The sequence below is a fragment of the Sphingopyxis sp. PET50 genome (assembly GCF_025244705.1).
In the GTDB taxonomy this organism is placed as follows: Bacteria; Pseudomonadota; Alphaproteobacteria; order Sphingomonadales; family Sphingomonadaceae; genus Sphingopyxis.
Map to the genome: position 1 here is coordinate 558,943 of NZ_CP104207.1, position 11,519 is coordinate 570,461.

Below are 11,519 nucleotides of genomic sequence, written 5' to 3' on the forward strand. Positions count from 1 at the left end.
ATGCGAATCGGCTTTCTCTTCAACCATGGCGGCGGGCATCAGGTCGCGCACGCGCTGCCCGTCGCCTTCGCGCTCCGGCGCCTGTCGAACCGCGCCGACATCCGCATCCTCGTCTCGGAGGGCAGCGCGGCCGAGGTGACGCGGCTGGCCGACCGCGAGGCGGGGCCGCGTCCCGATATCGTCCGGCTGGCGCCGCCGTCGCGGCTCGCCCGCGCCGCCAAGCGCGCGACCGGCGGGGCGGTCCCCGCCGACACGCTGTCGGTGCTGCGCCGCAATCTCGACCGCTTTCGCGACCTCGATGCGTTGGTGGTGCCCGAAAAGACCTCGCTGCTGCTGAGGACGCATTTCGGGCTCGACAATCTGAAGCTGATCCATACCCGCCACGGCGCCGGCGACCGCGCGATCGGTTTCGACAAGGCGAGCGGGCAGTTCGACCTTGTGCTGATGTCGGGCGCCAAGATCCGCGACCGGCTGGAGGATGCGGGGCTGCTGCGCGCGGGCGGCCATGCGATCACCGGTTATCCCAAATTCGACCTGCCGCCGCGCACTCCGCGCCCGCGGCTGTTCGTCAAGGACCGGCCGACCGTCCTCTACAACCCGCATCCGTCGCCCGCGCTGTCGAGCTGGTACCGGATGGGGCCACAGATTCTCGACTGGTTCGCGAACAGCGACCGGTACAATCTGATCTTCGCGCCGCACGTCATGCTGTTCCGGAAACGGATCACGGCCTCTCTGTCGCCCTTCGCGCTCGGCTGGAACCGCTGGCCCGATGCGCGTCATTACGACCGCGACCATATGCTGATCGACACGGGCAGCCCGGCCAGCCTCGACATGACCTATACCGACGCTGCGGACATCTATCTTGGCGATGCGAGCAGCCAGGTCTACGAATTCCTCCGCCGCCCGCGCCCATGCGTCTTTCTGAACCCGCGCGGCCACGCGTGGCGCGGCAATCCCGATTTCACGCACTGGCAGGCGGGACCGGTGGTCGAGACGATCGAAGATTTCGCCGCCGCCTTCGAAGAGGTGCCGTTGCTCGATCCCGCCGACCGCCAGCGCCAGCGCGACCTGTTCGCGTACAGCTTCGACCTCGACGAACGCCCGTCGTCGGAGCGCGCGGCCGAGGCGATCCTCGATTTTCTGGGGGCGGGCATGACCGGCATCATGGCACCTTCGCCGTTCGGGGCCTTTGTCGAATATGGCCTGCTCAAGACGCTCGCCAAGTGGCGCGCGCGCCTGGTATCCGCGCTGCGCCAGGCGAACGACGCGCCGGTGCGGACGCGCTATGGGGTGCGCATGCACGCCAACTGGCGCGACCGGACCTTTCAATATTGCTATCATGCGACCTATGGCCGGGTGCTGTCGGATTTTCTGGCTTAGCCAGCGCCGCGCCTTCACCTTCATCGACATCGGCGCGAACCAGGGGCTGTACAGCCTGATCGCGGCGGACAACCCGCATTGCCGGTCGGTGATCGCCTTCGAGCCCGTCGCAGCGACGCACGACCGCCTTTGCCGCAATATCGCGCTGAGCGACCGGGCGGGGACGATCCGTCCGGTCGCGGCGGCGGTATCGCGCGAATCCGGCACCGCCGCCATCTCGACCGATGCCGCGCACAGCGGTACCGCCAGCCTGCGCGACGGGAACGGCTCCGATGGCGCGGAAATGGTGCGGCTGGTCGGCGGCGCGGCGCTCGACGAGATGCTCGCGGGCAATTTCCCCATGATCGTCAAGGTCGACGTCGAGGGGCATGAGGAGGCGGTGATCGCCGCGCTGACGGCCTCGGCGCACGCCGCGCGGATCGCCGCCGTCTTCTACGAGGTCGACCGGCGCTGGACCGACGCGGCGGCGATCGAGGCACGGCTGGCTGCGGCGGGTTTCGCCCGCTTCGACCGCTTCGGCTTCGGGCGCCATTACGACGTACTGGCGGTCCGCCAGGCCCTTGCGGGATGACATGATGATGCAATGAAATCGGACATGTCGTACAACTGGAGGATTGCCGAGCGGTGGCGAACCGGCGCATAAGGGGGCCGGTCTTAACAGGGGAGCCGCTCCGATGATCCGACCCGATCCCCTGTGCCGTGCCGGACCGCGGGTTCCCCATGGCTGACGGACAAAAGCCCGGCGACTATGTGCTGAAACCGCATGAGCAGCCGCTCATCCCCGGTTCGCCGGCGACCCCCGACCATCCGCTCCGCCGCCGCCAGGCCTATTTCGCGATCGGCGTGTTTCTTGGCCTCGTCAGCGGCTTCCAGAACGGCCTGCTGCTCGCGAATCTCACCGTCCTGCAGGGGCATATGGGCCTGACGCCGGTCGAATCGGGCTGGATCACCGTCGCCTACAGCGTGACCAACGTCTGCATGAGCATATTGCTGTTCAAGGCGCGGCAGCATTTCGGCATCCAGCGCTTCGTCCGCGCGACGATGATCGCGCTGCTGGCCGCCAATTTCGTGCAACTGTTCGACGTCAGTTACCGCGTCGAGCTGATTTCGCGCGGTTTTTCGGGCATCGCGGCGAGCGGCCTCGTGACCCTGGCGATCTTCTACATGTTCCAGAGCCTGCCCGGCCCGAAACGGATGGCGGCGCTGATCCTGGGCATCGGCATGGTGCAGACCGGGCTGCCGCTGGCGCGCGCTCTCTCGCCGCTGCTCGTCTATGACGGCAATGTCGAGAGCCTGTTCGCCTTCCAGTTCGGTCTCTCGCTCGTCGCCGTCGGTCTCGTCAACGTGCTGCCGCTGCCGCAGGGGATCAAGATCCGCGCGTTCAACATCTACGACATGATCAGCTTCCCGCTGCTCGCGGTCGGGGTCGGGCTGCTCTGCGTCTTCTTCGTGCAGGGCCGCATCGTCTGGTGGCCGACACCCTGGCTCGGCGGCGTGCTGGCGCTGTCGGTCGTGCTGATCGGCGCGGCTTTCCTGATCGAGCACAACCGCCTGCACCCGATGCTCGAGACGCGGTGGATGGCGAGCAGCGACCTGATCAAGCTCGCGCTCAGCGGCGCGCTGGTGCGCGTCGTGCTGTCGGAACAGAATTTCGGGGCGACCGGCCTGCTGACCACGCTGGGGCTGGTGAACGACCAGCTGGTGACCTTCTATGCGGTCACCGCCGCTGCCGCCTGCCTCGGCGTCGTCCTGCCGCTCGTCCGGCTCAACCCGGTCGACCTGCGCATGTCGACGCTGATCTCGCTCGCGATCATCGCCGTCGCCGCCTTTGCCGACACCCATTCGGGGCTGATGACGCGCCCGGTCAACCTCTACCTCAGCCAGGCGGCGATCGCCTTTGCGGCGGTCTATTTCATCGGGCCGATGCTGATGGAGGGATTTCTGCGCGCGCTCAGCCGCGGCCCGTCGTACATCGTCAGCTTCCTCGCGCTGTTCAACCTGTCGCAGACGGTCGGCGGCCTCGCCGGAACCGCGGCGCTGTCGGCCTTTTTCACGGTGCGCACCAAGGATCATCTGATGACCCTCGGGCTCAGCCTGCCGACCGACGACCCGCGGCTCGCCCAGCTTCTCGGCGGGCTCGCGGAGGGACGGGCCGGCACGGTCGCCGACCCCGCGCTGCGCGGCGCGCTCGCGGGCGGCGACGTCGTTCGCGAAGCGGCGCGCCAGGCGATGGTTCTCGCCTATAACGACGTGTTCTTCGTCATCGGCGCCTTGTCGGCGACCGGTTTTCTGATCATCCTCGCGCGCTGGCTCAACGATCGCCGCAGCGCGGCTACAGCCCGCTCGCGGCGGACCTCTCCAACCTCCAGAAAATGTTGGCGCAACGACAATGACCGATACCGAAGACAAGAGTGCCCAGCCCGAAGACCAGCCGCCCGCCGCGTTGCCGCCGGCCGAACCCGAGCCCGCGCCGGAGCCGGAGCCGGGGCCCGAACCCGCGCCGCCGCCTGCCGAAGCCGGCTGGCGGCCCGACCGCTCGCGGCGGCAGATCGTCCTGTTCGCCGCGATCATCCTGATCGGCGCGCTCGCCGTCCTCTACGCCTGGGGCCTGCCGCCCTTCCGCGCATCGAGCCAGACCACCGACAATGCCTATGTCCGGGGCCAGACGACGATCATCGCGCCGCAGGTCGGCGGCTATGTGACCGAGGTGCTGGTGCAGGATTTCGACGCCGTGAAGGCGGGGCAGGTGCTGGTGCGGATCGACGACCGCACCTATCGCCGCCGCGTCGCGCAGGGCGCGGCGGGGATCGCGGTGCAGCTAGCGGGCTTCAGCAACAGCGAACAGAACCAGCGGTCGGCGGAGGCGCAGGTGCGCGCGCAGGAGGCGGCGATCGGCAACGCCCGCGCGCAGCTCGCCCGCGCGCAGGCGGACATGCGGCGCGTCAACGAGCTGGTCGGCGAAGGGTCGGTGTCGCTGCGCGAACGCGACCAGACGCTCGCCGCGCTGCGCCAGGCGGAGGCGGGCGTCCGCCAGGCCGAGGCGCAGCGCCAGATCGCGCTCGAACAGGTGCGCTCGGTCGCGGTCGGGCGCGGCGGGCTTCAGGCCGGGGTCGAAAATGCCCAGGCGGCGCAGGGCCTCGCCGACCTCGACCTCGAACGCACCGTCATCCGCGCGCCGCGCGACGGCAAGCTCAGCGAGGTCGGCGTGCGCGTCGGCCAGCTCGTCAATCCGGGCACGCAGCTCATGTATCTGGTGCCGCGGACGCATTGGGTGGTCGCCAATTTCAAGGAAGCGCAGACCGCGAAGATCCGCGTCGGCCAGCGGGCGACGCTGAAGGTCGATGCGCTGGACGGCGTGAAGATCACGGGCCATGTCGAAAGCATCGCCCCGGCGGCGGGCAGCGAGTTCAGCGTCATCAAGCCCGACACCGGATCGGGCAATTTCGTCAAGGTGCCGCAGCGGATCGCCGTGCGCATCCGCATCGACAAGGACCAGAAGCCCGCCGAGCGGCTGGGCCCCGGCATGTCGGTGATCGCGACCGTCCACACCGGGAACGATTGATGCGCCGCGCCGCCCTGACGATGGCGTTGCTGCTCGCGGGCTGCGCGCCCGCGATCACTCCGCGCCCGGAAACCAGCCTTGTCGCGCCGCCCGCCGGCTGGCGCAGCGCGATACCCGCCGACGGCTCGGTCGAGCGCGCCTGGTGGGCGGGGTTCGGCGACGCGCAACTGACGGCGCTGGTCGAACAGGCGCGGGCGCACAACAGCGACCTCGCCATCGCCGCGGCGCGCGTGGCGGAGGCGCGCGCGCAGGAAAATGTCGCGCGCTCGCTGCTGCTGCCCTCGCTGTCGGCCGGCGTCCTCGCTTCGCAATCGCGCAGCGTCAACGCCTTCGGCCAGCCGAGCGAAAGCACCGCCGCGCAGCCGGCTGTTCCAGGCCGCCTATGAAATGGACCTGTTCGGCCGCAACGCGGCGCAGGTCGATGCCGCGCGCGCCAACGCCGCGGCGGTCGCGGCGGCGCGCGAGGCGGCGACGCTGTCGGTCAGCGCGGCGACGGCGAGCAGCTATATCGTCCTGCTGGCGCTCGACGAGCGGCACGAATTGCTGCGCCAGACGCTCGCCACGCGCGGAGAGGCGCTGCGCATCGCGCGCGACCGGGCGGAGGCGGGCTATACCTCGCGGCTCGAACTCAGCCAGGCCGAGGCCGAATATCGCGCCACCGAACAACAGATCCCGGCGATCGAGGCGGCGATCGCGCGGCAGGAACATGCGCTGTCGCTGCTGGTCGGCGATACGCCGCACGCCATCGCGCGCGGCGCGGCTTTCGACGCGCTCGCCGCGCCCGGCGTTCCCGCGGTGCTGCCCTCCGACCTTGTGCGGCGCCGTCCCGACATCGCGCAGGCCGAATATGCGCTCGCCGCGACCGACGCCAATCTGCGCGCCGCCCGCGCGCAGTTCCTGCCGCAGGTCCGCCTGTCGGCGTCGGCGGGCGCGGCGATTTCGACCCTGCTCGACGATCCGATCAGCATCTGGTCGGTCGGCGGCAGCATCCTCGCGCCGATCTTCTCGGGCGGGCGGCTGCAGGGCCAGTTCGACGCCGCGACCGCGCAGCGCGACCAGGCCGCCTTCGCCTATCGCCGCGCCGTGCTCACCGCCTTTCGCGAGGTCGAGGACCAGCTTGCGACGATCGACCGGCTGGGCGTGCAGCAACAGGCGCTGACCGCCCAGCGCGCGGCGGTCGCCGAAACCCTGCGCCACGCGACCAACCGCTACCGCGCGGGCTATTCCCCCTATCTCGAACAGATCGACGCGCAGCGCGCGCTGCTCGCGGTCGATATCGCGCTCATCCAGCTGCGTACCGACCGGCTGACCGCCTATGTCGCGCTCTATCAGGCGCTGGGCGGCGGGGCGCCGGTCTGACGAGGGATTGTTTTGAACAAGGCCAGTGTCCCCGCGAAGGCGGGGACCCATCTCCCGCCGGCTCGAAACGGCACCGATCGGAGATGGGCTCCCGCTTTCGCGGGAGCACGGGCTGCGTCCTTCGCAAATGATCGGGACTCAGGGCACCTGTGCGAACCAGATGATGTGGCGGCCGCCCTTGCCGCTGGCCCGCGCGCGCACCGCCACCTCGTCGACCGCGAAGCCTGCGTCCTTCAGCCGCAGCGCGTGAAGCGCGCGTCGGGCGCCGCCGACCAGATCGCCAGGATACCGCCGGGCCGCAGCGCGCCCCGCGCCCGCGCCAGTCCCGCCATCGAATAGATGCGGTCATTCCCCTCGCGCGTCAGCCCGTCCGGGCCATTGTCGACATCGAGCAATATCGTATCATAGCGCCGCGTCGCCCCGCCGATCACCGCCCCGACATCGCCCAGCACGACATCGACGCGCGGGTCGTCGAGGCATCCGGCGGTCAGCGCCGCCATCGGCCCGCGCGCCCAGTCGACGATCTCGGGCACCAGTTCCGCGACCGTCACCCGCGCCTCCGCCCCCAGCCGCGCCAGCGCCGCGCGCAGCGTGAAACCCATGCCGTAACCGCCGATCAGCAGGTGAGGGGCGGCGTTTCCGCGCAGCCGGTCGATGCCGAGCTCGGCCAGCGCCTCCTCCGAACCGCTCATCCGGCTGGTCATCAATTCGCTGTGCCCCAGCGTGATGAAATAATCCTCGCCGCGCCGGAACAGGCGCAGCGGATCGCCGCCGGGGACGGCCGCGGTGGCCAGAAGTTCGCGCGGGGTCATGCCGCGGCCATAGGCGGGGCGGGGCTTGGCACCCCTTCGCCCGGCGCCCGATGCACAGCGCGCGCGATGTCGATGAAGGCGCGCAGCGCCGACGAGATGCGACGCTGGCGCGGATAATAGAGCTGGAAGCTCGGCTGCCACGGACACCAGTCGTCGATCAGCGTGACCAGCGCGCCGCTTTCGATATGCGGCCGGGCGGCGGCTTCGGAAGCATAGGCGGGACCGATGCCGTCGAGCGCGGCGCGCAGCGCGATATCGGTTTCGCCGACGACGAGGCGGCCGGGGACATCGAGGTGGCGTTCGCGGCTGTCTTCCCATAATTCCCAGCGATAGATGCGGCCGTTGGGAAAGCGATAGCGGACGCAGTCATGGGCCAGCAGTTCGTCGGGAGTGCGCGGCTCGCCGTTGGCGGCGATCCAGCCCGGGGCCGCGACGACGACGAAGCGCGTCGCCGGCCCCAGCGGCACCGCGACCATATCCTCGGGAATGGTTCCGGCGAAGCGAATCCCGGCATCGAAACCCTGTTCGACGATGTCGATCATGTCGTCGTTGTTGATAATCTCCAGGCTGAGTTCGGGATAGGCGGAGAGGAATCGCGCCATGACGGGCGCGACGATCATGTGCGCCGCCATCCGCGACGCGTTGATCCGCACCGTCCCCGCCGGCGACGAGCGGAAAAGATTCATCGCCTCCACCGCATCGTCGACGTTGCGCAGCGCCGGTTGCAGCCGGTCGAGAAAGTGCCGCCCGGCGTCGGTCAGCGCGACGCTGCGCGTCGTGCGGTTGAACAGGCTGACCCCCAGCCTTTCCTCGAGCCCGCGGATCGCGTGGCTGACGGCGGAGGTCGACATGCCGTTGTCGGTCGCGGCGCGCTGGAAACTCAGGTGCCGGGCGACCGAGGCGAAGACGGCAAGGTGCGAGAGATTGGGCTGCGCCATGATTGATGAAATATCCTCAACAAGTCATGGACGAAATGCCTTTTGTCGCGGGCGATATCCAGCCCTAATTAACTCGTGCTCCGGATGAATGCGCCAATGATCCGGCTCTCCCCGGCGCCATGGCGTGCGCTTTCATGAAAGGAATCACACGAATGATCCAGGTCAAAGGCTATGCCGCGCTCGAAGCCCATGCGCCGCTCGCCCCCTTCGCCTTCGAACGGCGCGAGCCGGGTCCGCACGATGTGCAGATCGAAATCCTCTATGCGGGAATCTGCCATTCGGACCTTCATCAGGCGCATGCCGACTGGGGCGCGAAGATTTTCCCGATGGTGCCGGGGCACGAGATCGTCGGCCGCGTCGTCGCGGTCGGCGCGCATGTCACCAAACTGAAGGTCGGCGATTACGCCGGCGTCGGCTGCATGGTCGACAGCTGCCGCCAGTGCGCGGCGTGCCACGACGACCTCGAGCAATATTGCGAGCAAGGCGCGACGCTGACCTACAACGATATCGAACGCGACGGGACGACGCCGACCTATGGCGGCTATTCGGACCAGATCGTCGTCGAGGAACGCTTCGTCGTCCACATCCCCGACACGCTCGACCTGCAGGGCGCCGCGCCGCTGCTCTGCGCGGGCATCACCAGCTGGTCGCCGCTGCGCCACTGGGCGGTCGGCGCGGGCCAGAAGGTGGGGGTGATCGGACTCGGCGGGCTCGGCCATATGGGCGTCAAGTTCGCAAAGGCGCTCGGCGCGCATGTCGTGATGATCACCACCTCGCCCGAAAAGGGCAAGGATGCCGAGCGGCTCGGCGCCGACGAGGTGCTGATCTCGACCGATGCCGATGCGATGGCGGCGCAGGCGGACAGTTTCGACTTCCTGCTCAACACCGTGCCGGTGGCGCATGACGTCAATCCGTATCTGCTGCTACTGAAGCGCGACCGGACGATGTGCCTCGTCGGCGCGCTCGAGGAACTGACGCCGCGCGCCCAACGGCATCAACGTCATCCACGGCCGCAAGAGCCTCGCCGGGTCGGCGATCGGCGGCATGGCCGAAACGCAGGAGATGATCGATTTCTGCGCCGAGCATGGCATCGTCAGCGATGTGGAAGTGGTCGCGATCCAGGATGTGAACACCGCCTGGGACCACCTCGCGAAGAATGACGTCAAATATCGCTTCGTCATCGACATGGCGACGCTGGCCTCCTGATTTTGCCTAGGCGCGGCGGGGCAGGGACCCCGCCGCGCCGGGCACCCATTGCCAACGCAGGCCTTTCGCGGCATAGGGCGGCGGCCCTTTCCTCCCCGGGTCCACTGGCGCGACCGCGCCGAACCAAAGGGTGCTGCAATGACCGAATTTCTGGACCGCCACGGGCTGTCGATCGATGCGCGGCTGGTCGATTTCGTGCAGGATCGCGCGCTGCCCGGTACGGGGCTCGACGCCGATAAATTCTGGGCCGATTTCGCGGCGCTGCTCGGCAGCTTCGCCCCCGAAAATGCTGCGCTGCTCGCGAAGCGCGAGGAATTGCAGGCGCGGATCGACGCTTGGCACATCGAACGGGCCGGGCAACCGCACGATGCCGCCGCCTATCAGGCGTTCCTGCGCGAGATCGGTTATCTCGTGCCCGAACCCGCACCGTTTCAAGTCGGCACCGCGAACGTCGATCCCGAAATCGCCACCATGGCCGGGCCGCAGCTCGTCGTGCCCGCGCTCAACGCCCGCTTTGCGCTCAACGCCGCCAACGCGCGCTGGGGCAGCCTTTACGACGCCTTCTACGGCACCGACGCGCTCGACGCGCCGCCCGCCAAGCCCGGCGGTTACGACGCGGAGCGCGGCGCGGCGGTGATCGCGCGCGCGAAAGCCTTCCTCGACGAAGCGGTGCCGCTCGCATCGGGAAGCTGGACCGGCTGGACCGGCGGCAAGCCCGACCTTGCCGACCCCGCGCAGCTCGTGGGGACCAAGGACGGCGGCCTGCTGCTGAAACACAACGGCCTCCACATCGAACTGGTGATCGACCCGGGGAGTGCGATCGGCAAGACCGACCCCGCGGGCATCGCCGACGTGCTGCTCGAGGCCGCGCTGACCACGATCATCGACCTCGAGGACTCGGTTGCCGCAGTCGACGGCGAGGACAAGGTGCTCGGCTACTCCAACTGGCTCGGGCTGATGCGCGGCGACCTGACCGAGATATTCGACAAGGGCGGCCGGACCGTCACCCGCGCGATGGAGCCCGACCGCGCGTGGACCGCGCCGGGCGGCACCCCCTTCACCCTGCCGGGGCGCAGCGTGATGTTCGTGCGCAACGTCGGCCATCTGATGACGACGCCGATGGTCAAGCTCGCCGACGGCAGCGAAGCGCCCGAGGGGCTGTGCGACGCGGTATTCACCAGCCTCTGCGCTCTTCACGACCTCAAGGGGCTCGGCACGCTGACCAACAGCCGTGCGGGCAGCATCTATATCGTCAAGCCCAAGCAGCACGGGCCCGACGAGTGTGGCTTCACCGACCGCCTGTTCGACGCCGTGGAAGATATGCTCGGCCTCGCGCGCCACACGATCAAGGTCGGGGTGATGGACGAGGAGCGCCGCACCAGCGCGAACCTCGCCGCCTGTATCGAAGCGGTGAAGGATCGCATCGTCTTCATCAACACCGGCTTCCTCGACCGCACCGGCGACGAGATCCATACCTCGATGCGCGCGGGGCCGATGATCCCCAAGGGCGAGATGAAGGCGAGCGACTGGATCGCGAGCTACGAGGACCGCAACGTCCGCATCGGCCTCGCCTGCGGCCTTTCCGGCAAGGCGCAGATCGGCAAGGGCATGTGGGCGATGCCCGACCTGATGCGCGCTATGCTTGACGCCAAGATCGGCCATCCGAAATCGGGCGCCAACACCGCCTGGGTCCCGTCGCCGACCGCCGCGACGCTGCACGCGCTGCATTATCATGCGGTCGATGTCTTCGCCCGCCAGCGCGAGATAGCAGGCGAGGCGGTGCCCGCGCTCGACCGCCTGCTGAACATCCCGGTCGCCGTCGGGCGCAACTGGAGCGAGGCCGAGGTCACGCGCGAACTCGACAACAATTGCCAGGGCATATTGGGCTATGTCGTGCGCTGGATCGATCAGGGCGTCGGCTGTTCGAAGGTGCCCGACATCGACGACGTGGGCCTGATGGAGGACCGCGCGACGTTGCGCATTTCGTCGCAGGCGCTCGCCAACTGGCTGCTCCACGGCGTCTGCACCGAGGCGCAGGTCGATGCGGCGCTGGCGCGCATGGCGGCGAAAGTGGACATGCAGAATGCGGGCGATCCGCTGTACGAGAAGCTGACGCCTGACGGCATCGCGTATCGGGCGGCGCGGGCGCTGATCTTCGAAGGCATGGCGCAGCCGTCGGGTTATACCGAACCGCTGCTGCACGCCTATCGCCTGAAGAAGAAGGCTGGGTAAGCGGCGCGTCCGGAAGCGGGCGGGAGCGGT

8 protein-coding genes and 2 pseudogenes are annotated in these 11,519 nt (G+C 68.8%); 7 read left to right on the forward strand and 3 right to left on the reverse strand.

Annotated elements, in window-relative coordinates; all coding sequences use genetic code 11:
• Complete coding sequence (locus tag N0A20_RS02915) at window positions 1-1,380, forward strand: hypothetical protein (RefSeq protein WP_260582527.1); 1,380 nt, start codon at window positions 1-3, stop codon at window positions 1,378-1,380.
• The gene (locus tag N0A20_RS02920) at window positions 1,349-1,951 is read left to right on the forward strand and encodes an FkbM family methyltransferase (RefSeq protein WP_260582528.1); all 603 of its coding nucleotides are present in this window, start codon (window positions 1,349-1,351) and stop codon (window positions 1,949-1,951) included. The genes N0A20_RS02915 and N0A20_RS02920 overlap by 32 nt, the downstream gene beginning before the upstream one ends.
• Before the next feature lie 83 nt (window positions 1,952-2,034).
• Here N0A20_RS02920 and N0A20_RS20475 read toward each other — a convergent pair whose 3' ends face one another.
• A complete protein-coding gene (locus N0A20_RS20475; protein ID WP_409574719.1) occupies window positions 2,035-3,789 on the reverse strand; it encodes a hypothetical protein in 1,755 nt (584 codons plus the stop codon).
• Between N0A20_RS20475 and N0A20_RS02930 the strand changes: the two genes are divergently transcribed.
• The 3 genes from N0A20_RS02930 to N0A20_RS02935 are packed head-to-tail and all read left to right on the forward strand — an operon-like array spanning window position 3,770 to window position 6,301.
• Window positions 3,770-4,942: an HlyD family secretion protein gene (locus N0A20_RS02930; RefSeq protein ID WP_260583799.1), complete on the forward strand. Its 1,173-nt coding sequence runs from the start codon at window positions 3,770-3,772 to the stop codon at window positions 4,940-4,942. The genes N0A20_RS20475 and N0A20_RS02930 overlap by 20 nt on opposite strands.
• On the forward strand, window positions 4,942-5,328 hold the full coding sequence (locus tag N0A20_RS19980; RefSeq protein WP_312846633.1) for a TolC family protein: 387 nt from the start codon (window positions 4,942-4,944) through the stop codon (window positions 5,326-5,328). The genes N0A20_RS02930 and N0A20_RS19980 overlap by 1 nt, the downstream gene beginning before the upstream one ends.
• 1 nt (window position 5,329) lies before the next feature.
• Entirely contained in the window at window positions 5,330-6,301 is a 972-nt protein-coding gene (locus tag N0A20_RS02935; RefSeq protein ID WP_312846594.1) for an efflux transporter outer membrane subunit, read from the forward strand.
• 138 nt (window positions 6,302-6,439) lie between these two features.
• On the opposite strand, the pseudogene N0A20_RS02940 reads toward N0A20_RS02935, so the two are convergent.
• Together N0A20_RS02940 and N0A20_RS02945 are read right to left on the reverse strand one after the other, a co-directional pair.
• A pseudogene (locus N0A20_RS02940) lies at window positions 6,440-7,113 on the reverse strand (spermidine synthase).
• Window positions 7,110-8,051: a LysR family transcriptional regulator gene (locus N0A20_RS02945; RefSeq protein WP_260582529.1), complete on the reverse strand. Its 942-nt coding sequence runs from the start codon at window positions 8,049-8,051 to the stop codon at window positions 7,110-7,112. The pseudogene N0A20_RS02940 and the gene N0A20_RS02945 overlap by 4 nt, the downstream one beginning before the upstream one ends.
• 155 nt (window positions 8,052-8,206) lie before the next feature.
• Here N0A20_RS02945 and N0A20_RS02950 point away from each other — a divergent pair.
• Both N0A20_RS02950 and N0A20_RS02955 read left to right on the forward strand, forming a co-directional pair.
• Window positions 8,207-9,257 (forward strand): annotated as a pseudogene (locus tag N0A20_RS02950) (NAD(P)-dependent alcohol dehydrogenase).
• A 138-nt stretch (window positions 9,258-9,395) separates the two neighbouring features.
• A complete protein-coding gene (locus N0A20_RS02955) occupies window positions 9,396-11,489 on the forward strand; it encodes a malate synthase G (RefSeq protein WP_260582530.1) in 2,094 nt (697 codons plus the stop codon).
• Window positions 11,490-11,519 lie beyond the last annotated feature (30 nt).

Bases quoted from the DNA above. Each gene is read 5' to 3' on its own strand.
- N0A20_RS02930 (WP_260583799.1), top strand. From the start codon at position 3,770: ATGACCGATACCGAAGACAAGAGTGCCCAGCCCGAAGACCAGCCGCCC.
- N0A20_RS02915 (WP_260582527.1), top strand. From the start codon at position 1: ATGCGAATCGGCTTTCTCTTCAACCATGGCGGCGGGCATCAGGTCGCG.
- N0A20_RS02945 (WP_260582529.1), bottom strand. From the start codon at position 8,051: ATGGCGCAGCCCAATCTCTCGCACCTTGCCGTCTTCGCCTCGGTCGCC.
- N0A20_RS19980 (WP_312846633.1), top strand. From the start codon at position 4,942: ATGCGCCGCGCCGCCCTGACGATGGCGTTGCTGCTCGCGGGCTGCGCG.
- N0A20_RS02935 (WP_312846594.1), top strand. From the start codon at position 5,330: ATGGACCTGTTCGGCCGCAACGCGGCGCAGGTCGATGCCGCGCGCGCC.
- N0A20_RS02920 (WP_260582528.1), top strand. From the start codon at position 1,349: ATGGCCGGGTGCTGTCGGATTTTCTGGCTTAGCCAGCGCCGCGCCTTC.
- N0A20_RS02955 (WP_260582530.1), top strand. From the start codon at position 9,396: ATGACCGAATTTCTGGACCGCCACGGGCTGTCGATCGATGCGCGGCTG.